At 51.6% G+C, this 13193-nt stretch carries 12 protein-coding genes and 1 tRNA gene; 10 read left to right on the forward strand and 3 right to left on the reverse strand.

The window, feature by feature from the left end; translation table 11 throughout:
- Positions 1 to 19: 19 nt before the first annotated feature.
- From HOM51_14350 to HOM51_14395, 10 genes are all read left to right on the forward strand, one after another.
- The gene (locus HOM51_14350) at positions 20 to 286 is read left to right on the forward strand and encodes a hypothetical protein (GenBank protein MBT5035690.1); all 267 of its coding nucleotides are present in this window, start codon (positions 20 to 22) and stop codon (positions 284 to 286) included.
- A 248-nt stretch (positions 287 to 534) separates the two neighbouring features.
- On the forward strand, positions 535 to 1506 hold the full coding sequence (locus tag HOM51_14355; GenBank protein ID MBT5035691.1) for a TAXI family TRAP transporter solute-binding subunit: 972 nt from the start codon (positions 535 to 537) through the stop codon (positions 1504 to 1506).
- Positions 1507 to 1586: 80 nt separating this feature from the next.
- A complete protein-coding gene (locus HOM51_14360; GenBank protein MBT5035692.1) occupies positions 1587 to 3953 on the forward strand; it encodes a TRAP transporter large permease subunit in 2367 nt (788 codons plus the stop codon).
- 13 nt (positions 3954 to 3966) lie between these two features.
- Positions 3967 to 4401: a VOC family protein gene (locus HOM51_14365; protein MBT5035693.1), complete on the forward strand. Its 435-nt coding sequence runs from the start codon at positions 3967 to 3969 to the stop codon at positions 4399 to 4401.
- An 18-nt stretch (positions 4402 to 4419) separates the two neighbouring features.
- The gene (locus HOM51_14370) at positions 4420 to 4896 is read left to right on the forward strand and encodes a cupin domain-containing protein (GenBank protein MBT5035694.1); all 477 of its coding nucleotides are present in this window, start codon (positions 4420 to 4422) and stop codon (positions 4894 to 4896) included.
- A 14-nt stretch (positions 4897 to 4910) separates the two neighbouring features.
- Positions 4911 to 5822 carry an EamA family transporter gene (locus HOM51_14375; protein ID MBT5035695.1) on the forward strand — a complete coding sequence of 304 codons (912 nt, stop codon included), beginning with the start codon at positions 4911 to 4913 and terminating at the stop codon, positions 5820 to 5822.
- A gap of 112 nt (positions 5823 to 5934) precedes the next feature.
- Positions 5935 to 7863: a selenocysteine-specific translation elongation factor gene (gene selB, locus HOM51_14380; protein MBT5035696.1), complete on the forward strand. Its 1929-nt coding sequence runs from the start codon at positions 5935 to 5937 to the stop codon at positions 7861 to 7863.
- Between the two features lie 129 nt (positions 7864 to 7992).
- Positions 7993 to 8087: transfer RNA gene (locus HOM51_14385), tRNA-Sec, on the forward strand.
- 165 nt (positions 8088 to 8252) lie between these two features.
- Positions 8253 to 8864: a hypothetical protein gene (locus HOM51_14390; GenBank protein MBT5035697.1), complete on the forward strand. Its 612-nt coding sequence runs from the start codon at positions 8253 to 8255 to the stop codon at positions 8862 to 8864.
- A 55-nt stretch (positions 8865 to 8919) separates the two neighbouring features.
- Complete coding sequence (locus tag HOM51_14395) at positions 8920 to 9534, forward strand: hypothetical protein (protein ID MBT5035698.1); 615 nt, start codon at positions 8920 to 8922, stop codon at positions 9532 to 9534.
- Positions 9535 to 9540: 6 nt separating this feature from the next.
- Here the strand turns inward: HOM51_14395 and HOM51_14400 are convergent, their stop codons facing one another.
- From HOM51_14400 to HOM51_14410, 3 genes are all read right to left on the reverse strand, one after another.
- A complete protein-coding gene (locus HOM51_14400; GenBank protein MBT5035699.1) occupies positions 9541 to 10980 on the reverse strand; it encodes a S41 family peptidase in 1440 nt (479 codons plus the stop codon).
- Positions 10981 to 11103: 123 nt separating this feature from the next.
- Positions 11104 to 12036 (reverse strand): exopolyphosphatase, encoded by a 933-nt coding sequence (locus tag HOM51_14405; GenBank protein MBT5035700.1) that lies wholly within the window; start codon positions 12034 to 12036, stop codon positions 11104 to 11106.
- Between the two features lie 99 nt (positions 12037 to 12135).
- Entirely contained in the window at positions 12136 to 13140 is a 1005-nt protein-coding gene (locus tag HOM51_14410; GenBank protein MBT5035701.1) for a heme A synthase, read from the reverse strand.
- Positions 13141 to 13193: the final 53 nt, after the last annotated feature.

Raw genomic sequence — 13193 nt, forward strand, 5'->3', positions numbered from 1 at the left:
CAGTAAGGAGACCTCTAAAATGACTTTTCGTAAATATCTTTTCGGTTTGGTTCTCGGTCTTGCTGTTATCGGTCTAACAGCGGCTCCCGTTTCCTTTAACATTGCCACGTTTAGCATCGAAATCTCCAATGCCTGGGCGGGTGGCCACAAAGATAAGAAAGCCAAGAAAGCCAAGAAAAACAAAAAGCCAAAGAAAGAAAAAAGTTGCTCGAAAGATAAACCCTGCAACGATGAGAACGAGAAAGGCAAGAGTGAGGGCAAAGGTAAAGGTAAAGGTAAAAAATAATCCACTAAACCTATCTGCTCTCGGACTAATTTGCCAAAATTACAAGGACGCCGGCCACCTACCCGACATCCAGAAACGCGACGAATTCAAAAGAATTTTGCTGGGTTTCCTGAATGGTCTTTATGCACTTCCAGGTGGCTGCATTCCCTGAATTTCAGGAAAATTCACTGGAATGTTATTAGGATACCTCCTAAGTTTCTGATACGTTGAGCGCAATCAACAAATCAAAACTTTGGGAGGGTCTACTAATGAAACATAAAATTCTGACCAGTGTTGCGGTCGTCTCAGCAGCATTATTCTTTACGACATCTGCATCGGCTCAATCCGTCACCGTATTAGGTGGTGGGCTAAAAGGTGGTGCCTACGCCATGGCTGTGGGGCTGAGCAAAGTCCTGAAAGACAAGGCCAACATGAATGTCTCACCGCAGACTTCGGGCGGCATGGTTGCGCAAGCGCGTCTGCTCTCCAAAGGCACCGCACAGTTTGCGTTCGGCATTGGTGGTGCGATTGGTGCTTGGGCTTATAATGGCCAGCGTCGTTTCAAAAAAGAAGGGCCGAAAAAGAACTTGCGTGCGGTCATGGCCTATCCGTTTGGTCATTTTCAGTGGGTCACACTGGCAGATTCCGGGATCAAAACCCTTCGGGACGTCAAAGGTAAAACCGTTTCGGTCGGCAAGGCATCAAGCATGACGCAGACGTTTGCACGGATTTTCCTGCCCGCACACGGCATCAAAATGACCGACATTAAAGAAACTACACCTGGTTTTGGTGGTGGCTTTAAACAGCTTCGTGACGGCAATGTTGCGGCTCACCTGTCAGTTGGCCGGGTCCCCATCGGGGCGTTGCGTGAATTGGCGACGAGCAAGCAATTCCGCTTGATAGACATGGATAAAGGCGTGATCAATAATCTCGCTAAAGACATCGGCAGCGGCGTAAACGTCGACATGCTGAAACCTGGTGCCTATGGGGCCAATCAGAAAAACACCGCCCCCGTAACAACCATGGCTGTCTATTTTGGTTTCACGACTAGTACCAACACGTCTGCGGATTTGGTCTACAAAGTCACCAAGGCAATGTTTGATAATCTTGGTGCTTTCAAGAAAGCCACAGCAAAAGCCAAAGGCGTCACCAAAAAAGGGGCCTGCAGTGGTCTAGCATTTCCGCTGCACGAAGGCGCCAAGCGCTACTACAAGGAAATCGGCCTCAAGAGCTGCATGTAGCCGCGTAAGACTATTTCTACACCCCCTTCTCTGGTTCTGCCCGGAGAAGGGGTTTTTACTATTGGGGGTTATTTCACGTCGTGGTCGCATACCGAAACTTTACCGCTAAGTTTTGCTGGCTGCTCGCGCTGACATTCGCAGCATTTGAATTCTATACGGTCGGCTTTGGTTTGCTGGCTCCGATGGCGCAGCGCGCCACGATGGTGGCGTTTTCTGCAGTACTGGTCTTTCTGCTCTACCCCACTGCCCAATGGACAACTCAGGAAGAATTATCCTCGCCCAAACGACTCTTGGCAGGGGCTTGGGATTTTGCCCTTTTAGGCATCGCTCTCTGGTCATGCATCTATCTAATTTTATTTGAGGCCGACCTCGCCGACCGCAGCGGCGCGGAAACGGAATTGGATCTCCTAACCGCCTTCATTGGTCCCATCGTCATTCTGGACATGGTGCGCCGGGTCGCGGGCCTTCCGTTATTTTATGTCTGCCTATCAGTCGTCGCCTATGCCTACTGGGGTGACATTGTGATGGTCACACTATTTGCCGCAGGTGCGCTGGAGGCCGTGCGGCGTTGGGTCGCCCCAAAGGCTGCCCTAGCCTTACTAATAGCGATGGCAGCATCTTTGTTAATTCCAGATGTCCGCACGTGGCTGGACCCTGGTACATTTTTTTATAAAGGCACGAACCATGACCGGCTTGCGTCGTTCTTGTGGCTGACGGCGGATGGTACCTTTGGCACGATCACCGCCATCATGACCGAATTTATCTTCGTCTTTATTTTGTTATCAGGTGTATTAGAGGCGACAGGCGCTGGTCAGATTTTAATGAACTTGGCATTTGCCCTAACAGGTAAATACAGGGGCGGCCCTGCACAAGCAGCCGTCGTCGCCAGTTCAATGTTCGGGATGGTGTCGGGCAGCACCATGGCAAATGTGGTCAGCACCGGCACCTTTACCATCCCCCTGATGATCCGCACCGGTTTCTCTCGCGTTATCGCGGGTGCCGTCGAAGCCGTGGCCTCGTGCGGCGGACAAATTATGCCGCCAATCATGGGGGCCAGCGTCTTCATCATGTCCGACATCATTGGTGTGCCTTACATAAAATTAATGCTCTACGGCTTGGTACCGGCCTTAATGTACTTTTTCTGTTTGTCCTCCTCTATTTATTTTGAAGCCTCCCGGACCAATTTGGGCGCCATGGACCCGGCTGAAATCCCGGTCGCCTATGACCAGATTAAGCAAGGCGGGTACTTGCTAATCCCTGTGTTTCTATTGCTTTCGAGCATCATTGCAGGTGAGACCCCTGGCCGGGCTGGGTTCAAGGCGGTGCTGTCATTGTTAGTGATGGTTGATCTGGTACGGAGCCTCAAGTGGATGCGTCATACCTGGGGTCCGGCTAGTGTCGGCGCGATGGGAGCCGCAATAGCCGTGGCCCTGTTCCTTGCCTACGGCCCCGTAAAGCTGCCCGATGGTGACACTGGCAACTATATTAGATACGCCCTTTTTGGCTTGGGCCTCGCCTGTGCAATTGTTCCGGGACTAAGAGGCTTCCCGATCGTTTTGCCGTTAGCATTGGCAACCGCCATCTGGAAGTTCCCCCCAGAACTTCTTTGGATGGGTCAGGTTCCATTTGTTGGCTTGGCACTTCCGATCATTCTAATGGCACTGGTTGTTTACTTGATCGCGCTCCCAATCTTTACCGATACAGTTATTGTATCTGCCCAAGACAGTGCGCGGGAGTTTGGCAAATCGGTCCTGCAAGGATTTGAAAAAGGTGCCAAGAACTCACTGAGCCTTGTCGCTGCAACGTCCTCTATTGGCATGGTTGTCGGGCTCTTAGTTTTGGCGGCCCTTGGTGTTCGGATTTCAATTTTCGTTACTGAGGTTGCGACGGTGTCTCTGTTCTTGGCATTGGTCATGGTTATGATGGCGTCGTTGGTGATGGGCATGGGACTGCCAACCATCGCAGCATACTTGTTGTTGGTGCTTGTTGTTGCTCCTGCATTGCAAGACCTGGGGACATCCCTTGTCGCTGCGCATATGTTTATCTTCTATTTCGGCGTGATCAGTTCGATAACACCGCCCGTCGCCTTGGCCGCGTATGGGGCTTCCGGAATTTCCGGAGCCGATCCTATGAGAACCGGGTTTGCTTCTTGTCGATTGGCCATTACCGCTTTCATTGCCCCGTTCCTGTTTGTCTATCACCCAGAACTTCTGCTGTTGGAAGGCACTGGGATCGATATCGCATATCGGATCGCTGTCAGCTTTGCAGGCATATATTTTATTTCTATGGCGGCTATGGGATACGGCTTCAAAGAACTGGATATGAGGTCCCGGGGTTTTCTTACGATTGTTGCTCTTTTGCTATTTATGGCGCCGATGTGGATGAATGCAGTTGGATTAGCATTAGGAATTGTCCATATTCTATGGCAGCGCAAAACGATAAAATAATATAGAGGTCACAATGATTGAAATTGAAGCTCTCGACCACATTGGTATTCGCGTCGCCGATGAAGATGTCGCGATGAAGTTTTATGGCGTTCTCGGCTTTACCTTCCACTGGCGCGCGACCGACGACGCGGTGGTTATTATCAGGAACCCGGCAGGGGTTGAGATCAATCTGGTGATCAATGCCAACGACAACCAAGGCGGCAAGAATGTCCTGATGGACGTGCCGACGAAAATTCCCGGCATTACCCACGTTGCCTATGATGTGAAATCTCTTAAAGAAACCATGGAGACTTTGGCTGAAAACGATATTGAAATTCGCCAGGGACCAGTGGTCTTTTCGAGCGGCCATGTCTCCGTTTTCATCCGTGATCCTGATCTAAATGTGATTGAACTTCGTGGCGACGATAAAGATGCCCAAGAGATAGAGACCGAACGCTACGTACCTTGATAAAAAGGAACTCACATTATGTCATCTGACCTCCGCCTCCCCGCCATTGACCCAGCGGATATTGAGCCAAAGATCGGCACCAATTATCCGTCCCCGTTACAAGGCCCTCACGACGCCCGCGAAAAACGCGCCGTGGGTGACGCCCTAGGGCTAACGAAATTCGGTGTTAATATTACCACCATTCCACCAGGAGTGGAGACGGCGCTCCGGCATTGGCATACCGGATGCGACGAATTTGTTTATGTTTTGGAGGGAGAGCTGGTCTTAATCACCAACGATGATGAACAAGTGCTCGTGCCCGGCATGGCTGCTGGATTCAAGGCGGGTGCAGAGAATGGTCACAAACTGATCAACCGTACTGACCAAGATGCAATTTATTTGGAAGTCGGCGACCGCGGATCCCACGACGAAGTATTTTACCCCGGAACGGACCTATGGGGACAAATGATTGACGGCAAACGCGTATTTACGAAAACTGACGGCACGGCTTATTAAGGAATTTTCAAACAGTGGAAATTGACGCCTGGATTGGCTTCACCCTTGCGGCCTCGGTAATGCAGGCCGTTCGGACGGCCGGACAAAAGCACCTGACGCTTCATATGGATGCCGTCGGCGCAACCCTTGTCCGCTATCTATTTGGCCTGCCGTTTGTTTTGATCTATGTGACATCTTTGCTGAATTATTTTGATGTTTCCTTTCCGACACTGAATACGGAGTTCTGGCTCAGTTCTATTGCAGCTGGTCTGTTTCAAATCGCAGGCACGGTGTGTCTGGTTTATTTGTTTTCACTTCGAAATTTCGCTGTCGGCACGACTTATTCAAAAAGCGAAGTCTTCCTGACCGCATTGGTCGCACTGGTCGTCTTTGGTGAAGTTATCCCGGCCATGGGCTGGGTTGCCATCACCATCAGTGTTGTTGGCGTTCTGATTATTAACGCCGCCCGGACCAAGGCGGCGGGCATGTCCTCGTTCGAAAGCTACTGGAACAAGGCTGCCGCCGTCGGCCTGTCGACGGGCTTCTGCATGGCGTTCTCCAGTCTCTTCATCCGCAAATCCGGCCTCTCCTTGGGGTTAGATAACGCCGTCCTATCTGCCGCTACGACGCTGACGGTTATGGTTGCCATGCAAGCCGCAGCGCTGTTGGCTTATCTTGGCATTCGAGACCGCGCACAAATTGTCTCTATCATGCGAAACTGGAAGCCCTGTCTGTTTGTTGGCCTGACCAGCGTGACCGGCTCTGCACTTTGGTTTACCGCCTTCACCTTGCAGCAGGTGTCCTACGTCAAGGCGCTGGGTCTGGTCGAAATGGTTCTTGTGATCCTGATAACCACCTTCTTCTTCAAGGAACACATTTCACGTAAAGAAATCACCGGCATGGCCTTGGTGACACTGGGGATCATCCTGCTGCTTACCTTGGCGTAACTCAAATACCTGAGGGTGCGTCCTTGACCGTCGGGGGAAGCGAACTTAGCTTAAAGACTTCTCCGCAACCGAACGAAGGTAGATCCGTGAGATCAACCCCCACACCCCTCCCATGATTATCGCAACAGCCGGACATATTGATCACGGCAAGACGTTGCTTGTGAAGTCACTGACAGGCGTCGACACCGACCGATTGCCCGAAGAAAAAGCGCGCGGCCTGACCATTGATTTGGGATTCGCCTATCAACCCTTGGGCGAGAACGGCGCAATTGTTGGCTTCGTTGATGTGCCTGGGCACGAGAAGTTCATTCGCAATATGCTGGCAGGCGTCACCAATATCGACTACGCGCTGCTGGTGATCGCTGCTGACGACGGCCCGATGCCGCAAACGAGGGAGCATTTGGCGATCCTGGACTTGCTCGGCGTATCCAGGGGGGTGGTGGCGCTAACCAAAATTGATCGGGCAGATGCGGATCGTATCGCGGAAGTCTCCACCCAAATCTCGAATTTACTGGCACCAACCAAACTCGCGGATATGGAGATCATGCCGGTTTCAGCCATCACCGGCGATGGCATTGGTGATTTGAAAGCCAACCTGGAATTGGCAGCAGAAGATATCCAGGCGCGCGCTACAGATGGAAACTTTCGGCTCTCCGTCGATCGATGCTTCACCATTCCAGGTGCGGGCATCGTTGCCACAGGCACCGTGTTCTCCGGTCAAGTCGGCGACGATGACCATGTCATCTTGTCGCCGGAAGGCGTTGAGGTCCGCATTCGCGGCATTCATGCGCAGAATACTCAATCCAAGACCGGACAAGCTGGCCAACGCTGCGCCATCAACATTGCGGGTCGGGGCCTCAGCAAATCCCAAGTCCATCGCGGTGACTGGCTGGTTGCCAAACACGCGCACAATCCAACGGCACGGTTTGATGCCCGGATTAAGGTGTTACCGGGTGAGCCCCGGTCGCTAAAGCACTGGACGCCAGTTCATGTTCATTTAGGGGCAGGTGATGTTCCCGGACGGGTCGCGGTGCTGGAAGGCCGTGCGATTGAGCCCGGAGAGGAAGCCTTGGTTCAAATTGTCTTTGACCGCCGGGTCAATGCCATCAAGGGCGATAAGTTTATTCTTCGGGATCAGACCGCACGGCGCACCATGGCTGGGGGCACCGTCATTGACCCCTTCCCGCCTGCCCGTGGCCGTGCCCGCCCAGAGCGCTTGGCGGTGCTAAAGGCTATGGAAAGTCCAACACCTGGTGACAGCCTCGCAGGCGTCCTTGCGTTGTTACCGGGCGGGTTAGACCTCAGGCAATTTTCTCGGTCGTGGAATCTGACACCGGATGAAGCCGTGGCACTTTGGGAGAACGCAGAGATGATCCGGGCAGGAACTGACGATGTCAGCTTTGGCTTTGCGGTCCCTCATTGGGAGGCCTTGAAATATCTGTCTACTGAGTCTCTCGATGCATGGCACAAAGCAAAGCCTGAAAGCCCGGGACTGACCCTGTCGAACCTCCGCGCCGGGCTGAGCACCCGCGTGCCGGTTCTGGTCTTCGCAACTTTGGTCGACCATCTGGTTCGTGACGGCAAGATCACCCGCAATGGCGAAGTCGCCAGTCTGACCACTCACGCTGCCCAAATGGCCCCCGAAGACAACGCGCTGTGGCAAAAGATCGAACCTTTGCTAATAGACGGTGGCTTGCGCCCACCCATCGTTCATGAAATCGCGGATGAGACCAATCAACCGCCCAAAAAGATCGAAGGTTTCTTAAAACGCATGACCAAACAAGGCCGCGTTCGCCAGGTCGCGGCCAACAGATTCTACCCACCTGAGGCGGTCGAGGGCCTGGCAAAAATTGCCACTGACCTCGCGACCGCAGACACAAACGGCATGATCGACGTCCGCGCCTTCCGCGACCAATCGGCCATCGGTCGCAACTTAGCGATAGAAGTGCTTGAATACTTCGACAAATTAGGCTTTACCCACCGCTCCCAAGACGGACGCAAAATCGTTAAACCGATGGAGGACGTCTTTGGAAAAAACTAGAGGAGTAGCATCAACGAGCATTTAAGTGCTGAAGCACTTAAATAGGAGAAGACCCCGACCGGGGTCCGCCGCCACAGCGGCGAGCCAAGAGGCGAATAGCCTCGCCCGGCACCTGAGGGGCAAAATTAAGGAAGGGAATCAGTGGCGGTCCGCTGGCTGGTCTTCAAAACCAGTGATGGGCGTTAAACGCTCGTGGTAGGTTCAACTCCTACTCCCTTCCGCCATTTGTTTCTATATTGACCTTCGATTGGTTGATCTACCTGACCTTATTGTCCTAGTATTACTGTAGTTAAGTAAACGTACGTATCTCTCGATTTATTCGCTACTCTCTTAAGACTGAGGCGTTGGTGGCTTTCCGGGATGTGCCGAAGATCCTAGGGAGTCCAATCGTGGTTTTCGAATACATCGTGCTTGTTTCTGTAGTGAGTGGTGTGACCCTATCGCTGATCTATTGCGGGATCACCGGAATTTCACCCATCCCAAGTTCTCGGATTTCCAAAAATTTTATGTTTTCGCTGGTTCCTACTGGGTCGGGGACCCTCTGCGAATTGGGCGCAGGATGGGGGTCGTTGGCGTTTCCCATGGCAAAGCGGTTCAAAGGCGCCCGTGTTTTAGCAATCGAACTCTCGCCCTTACCTTGGCTGTTCATGAAGGTGCGGCATATTGTGTTTTGGCGAAAAAATCTTGAAATCGTACGGGGTAATTTTCTGACCCATCCATTGCCCGATGATGTCAGAGCAGTCGTATTCTATGTGCATTCGAAGATGCTTGAAAAGGCCCGCCCTGTTCTGGAGCAATCCCTCAAACCCGGCACGCTCATCATCAGTAATGTCTTCGATATTCCTGGCTGGGAACCTGAAGCCGTCCATCGACTTGAAGATTCGTTCTGCCCGCAAGTCTATGTTTACCGTGTCCCCGAGAGCGACCCAGACACCAAGATCATTGCACTCTCGCCTCAGAAGCCAACCAACCAAGTTCTCGTCGGCTCTTTAGCGTCGTAATTTTTCCATATTCCTGCTAAATACTAGCGAAAGGAATATCGGAAACTAGAGAACAATGAGAATTGCAGGACTAACATTCGTCGCCATAATTTTACCGAGCATACTTGGTGGCACCATAAGCACAGCGCAAGCTGGCAAAGCGCGCATGCAAGCGGTTGCTAACAACCCCGCCTGCGCCATTTTTAATAAGAACCCCCAAGCAAAGGAAACCGTAACTTGGACGGGGCCTTGTAAAAATGGGGCCGCCCATGGAACGGGGACCGAGCAGTGGAAGTATTTCCGCTTAGGCGAGCCCCAAACTGAAACCTATGTGGGTGAAATGCGGGCCGGAAAAAGACATGGCCGTGGCAAGGTTCAGTGGCAGAAAGGCAGCACCTACGATGGCGACTGGAAGGACGGCATTCGCGACGGCCAAGGCATCTACACTTGGCCCGCAGGAAATAAGTACAAAGGGAGCTTCGTTCGTGGTAAACGCCAGGGCCAAGGTATCATGGTCTACAACGGCGGCTCAAAATACAAAGGTGCCTGGGTAAATGGCAAGAAGCATGGCCAAGGCATCTTCGTTTATCGTAATGGCGATCAAATCCATGGCGAATTCAGGAACGACAAACCAAGCGCCGTCAAATGCTATGTAAAGTTAGAAAAACGTTGGAAGAATGGGCCGTGTTAATTAGCCCTACATCCGTGCTCCCGCATCCAAGGAAGCCAAGAACCTAGCCGTAGAACCGGCATTCAGAAGCGCCAGGGCACAGCCTAAGCCTCTATCTTTCTTCTCACCAATCGCAGGACACGCAGTTTCCTTGATGCTTGCTTTGGTACCCTTACCGCGTGTCTTATCACCGGCGAGGGCTCCGGGGAGATCAGCCTCGCGTGGGCGTTTGATCTCTTCGCCCGGCACGATGGCCACATCCGGCTGAATGCCTCGGGCCTGAATGGTTTTGCCCGACGGGGCATAATACAGCGACGTGGTCAGGCGAAGCGCACCTTCAACCGGTAACGGCGTCACCGTCTGCACCGAGCCTTTGCCAAATGATCGACTGCCCATGACAATGGCACGGCCATGGTCACGAAGGGCCGCCGCAACAATTTCCGAGGCCGATGCGGAGCCACCATTGATCAGGACCACCATAGGTACGCCCTTGGCTAAATCGCCACTTTCGGCTTCAAAAACGCGCTTGCCACGTTCATTGCGCCCCTTAATGGATACGATCAGCCCTTTCTCCAAAAATGCGTCGGAAAGAACGATCGATTGGTCCAACAATCCACCAGGATTATTGCGAAGATCGAGCACAATGCCGGTAGGAGTTCCTCCTATCTTCCGACGAATACCTTTTATCGCATCGTATACGCCGACTTCGACCCGTTCGGAAAAGTTACTAATCCGGACATAGCCAATATTTCCTTCCGTCCGCCATTTAACCGATTTAACACGAATGATCGCACGGGTGATCGTGACATCGAAGGGAGCCGTGCCCTCGCGGCTGATGGTTAGGGTAATATCGGACCCCGGCTCACCCCGCATCTTCCGCACAGAATACATGATCGGGCGGTCTTTGATGATCTCTCCATTCAAATGGGTGATGAGATCGCCTGGTTTCAATCCGGCACGAAACGCAGGGGTGTCTTCAATTGGCGAAACGACTTTTATCACCCCGTTTTCTATGGAAACCTGAATACCAAGGCCGCCAAATTCACCACGAGTCGAAGATTGCATCTCCTGATATTCCTGGCCATTTAAATAGCCGGAATGGGGGTCAAGGGACGCGGTCATAGAATCTAACGCTGCTTCCACTAAGTCCTTTGGTTGGACGGAATTAGGTTCTGATTTTAGTTCTTCCACGCCTTTTACGGCGGCATCGATCAGCTTCGCATCTGGCACTTTCCGAACATAATGAACCCGGACACGCTTAAAGGCGTCTTCGAAGTTTTGCAATCCTTCGGAGGAGGCGCTTTCAGAACCCTTAACATACTTGCCGAAGGTGGTACGAAACCGCTTCAATTCTTCCTGGGTTTCCTGCGGCAACTGATAGCCATTGCCAAGATCGTTGAAAAGCCACGAAACTGTGGACTGCCCCCCAAGGCACCCACTCAAGGAAGGCAAGACAGCAAGTCCCATGGCCACGCAAATCAACATGGCGACAGTCTGCGGATATCGTTTTTTATCGTTCACAATCGGTCTATAGGGCCCAATTGGGTCAAAAATATGCCTTTGTTCTCTGAAAAGGCATATGCCCAGGCCTTATCCGTCAGAGATAATGGCGTCGATGAGTTCTTGTTCAACACGTTCGGATTCGTCGTTATCCACTTGGCAGGTACCTGCATTCAAATGGCCCCCACCACCGTATTGTAACATCAAGTCGCCAATGTTGGTGTTTGAACTCCGGTTTAGGATCGATTTACCAACGGCAAAGACGGTGTTCAGGCGGTTCAATCCCCAAATCGCGTGCATCGAAATGTTGATATCCGGGAATAGGGCGTAGATCAAAAACCGATTGCCGGCGTAAATGATCTCTTCCTCACGCAGGTCCAGCACGGCGAGGTTCTCATAAATGGTCGAGCACTTCTTAATTTGCCCTTTAGCCTTATCTTGATGCTCATTATAGAGGTCAGTCCGTTCTTTGACGTCAGGGAGTTCAAGAATTTCTTCGGTCGTATGATCCCGGCAATAGTCAATCAATTCCATCATCAATTGATAATTGGAGACCCTAAAGTCGCGATAGCGCCCCAATCCCGTACGGGCGTCCATGATGAAGTTTAGCAACACCCAACCTGTCGGATTGAGAATTTCGTCTTCGTTGAACTGCGCAGAATCACTTTTATCAACTGCTACCATCATCTCATCAGAGATGTTGGCAAATGCCTTTTTGCCGCCATAGTAATCATAGACCACGCGTGCGGCTGAGGGGGCGTCGGAATCAATAATGTGATTTTCGGGCTTTTGGTCCAGGCGAACGGTTTCGCTCAGGTGATGATCAAAGGCCAGATGAACACCTTTTACATAAGGAAGGTTTGTCGAGATATCGCGGTCTGACACTAAGATCGTACCATCTTGCATATCTTTCGGATGAACGAATTTAATTTCGTCGACCATGTCCAATTCTTTTAACAGAACGGCACACACCAGCCCGTCAAAATCGCTACGTGTTATCAGACGAAATTTATTATCGCTCATCATTATCCCTCTCAATTTAAGCTCGCCACTAGAACGGGCAAATCTCTTTCTAGAATGATCATATATTAAATGAAACCGGGATCGCACCCTTTTTTCTACTTAACGCCTCTGAATTTCAAAAACCAACCAAACAATCGCTCCAAATAATACAAAAGCATTGGCCTGATGCAAAGATGCTAAACTGACAGGGACCATTAATAGAAGTGTTGATACCCCCAGCACAACTTGCAGAGAAGCCGTGCCCAATACCAAATGGGATGCGACCGCCAATCGGCCTGAAATCCCGCGCCGGCGACCAATCTCCCAGACAGCACCTGAGAGCCCCAATGCTAAAATCGCCAAGACTCGGTGATCAAACTGCACCGTCGTAATATTCTCAAAAAAATTCAGATAGATTGGCATCAGTTCAAATAGTCCATCTGGGATCAGCTGCCCCCCCATCAATGGAAATGTGTTATAGGCAAAACCTGCATCTAAACCCGCCACGAAAGCACCCGATACAATGGTCAGGGCGACTAGGCCCAGGAGGCAAATGCTCCCCCGTAACATGGGTCGTTTTCGATCAACATCCTTGCTCGGATCAACAGCTACAAGCAATTCCAAAATAAGCCACCACAGGTATCCATAAATGACGAGCGCTGCCCCCAAATGGGCTGCAAGACGATACTGACTGACATCTGGCCGATCGATGAGACCGCTCTTGACCATGTACCAGCCCAAAACGCCTTGAAGCCCGCCCAAAATAAAAGCAAGTGCCAGTTTCCACTTGAGCGACCCTTTGACCCAACCTTGCACCAAAAAAATCACCAGGGGAACACCGAACACGACGCCGAGCACACGCCCCCACAGGCGATGAATAAATTCCAGCCAGAAGATATCTTTAAACTCTTCGACCGTCATGCCGATGTTTAATTCTTTGTACTGAGGAAATTTTTGATATTTAGCGAAGAGTTCCTGCCATTCGGCCTGGTTCATTGGTGGCAACCAACGCGTAACAGGATGCCAATCGACCATAGACAAACCCGAATGGGTCAACCGTGTTAGCCCTCCCAGCACCACCATGCCGAAGACCATCGCGCACACCACAAACAGCCAGGACGCCATAATGCGCCGTTGCCGCAATTCGACCGGAGACAATTTTAAATCCGCCACGCACA

The sequence above is a fragment of the Rhodospirillaceae bacterium genome, from assembly GCA_018660465.1.
Taxonomy (GTDB): Bacteria; Pseudomonadota; Alphaproteobacteria; order Rhodospirillales; family JABJKH01; genus JABJKH01.

Excerpts from the sequence above, each read along its gene's own strand:
- HOM51_14395 (MBT5035698.1), top strand. The coding sequence starts at position 8,920 with ATGAGAATTGCAGGACTAACATTCGTCGCCATAATTTTACCGAGCATA.
- HOM51_14355 (MBT5035691.1), top strand. The coding sequence starts at position 535 with ATGAAACATAAAATTCTGACCAGTGTTGCGGTCGTCTCAGCAGCATTA.
- HOM51_14405 (MBT5035700.1), bottom strand. The coding sequence starts at position 12,036 with ATGAGCGATAATAAATTTCGTCTGATAACACGTAGCGATTTTGACGGG.
- HOM51_14365 (MBT5035693.1), top strand. The coding sequence starts at position 3,967 with ATGATTGAAATTGAAGCTCTCGACCACATTGGTATTCGCGTCGCCGAT.
- HOM51_14400 (MBT5035699.1), bottom strand. The coding sequence starts at position 10,980 with ATGGGACTTGCTGTCTTGCCTTCCTTGAGTGGGTGCCTTGGGGGGCAG.
- HOM51_14350 (MBT5035690.1), top strand. The coding sequence starts at position 20 with ATGACTTTTCGTAAATATCTTTTCGGTTTGGTTCTCGGTCTTGCTGTT.
- selB (MBT5035696.1), top strand. The coding sequence starts at position 5,935 with ATGATTATCGCAACAGCCGGACATATTGATCACGGCAAGACGTTGCTT.
- HOM51_14370 (MBT5035694.1), top strand. The coding sequence starts at position 4,420 with ATGTCATCTGACCTCCGCCTCCCCGCCATTGACCCAGCGGATATTGAG.
- HOM51_14410 (MBT5035701.1), bottom strand. The coding sequence starts at position 13,140 with ATGGCGTCCTGGCTGTTTGTGGTGTGCGCGATGGTCTTCGGCATGGTG.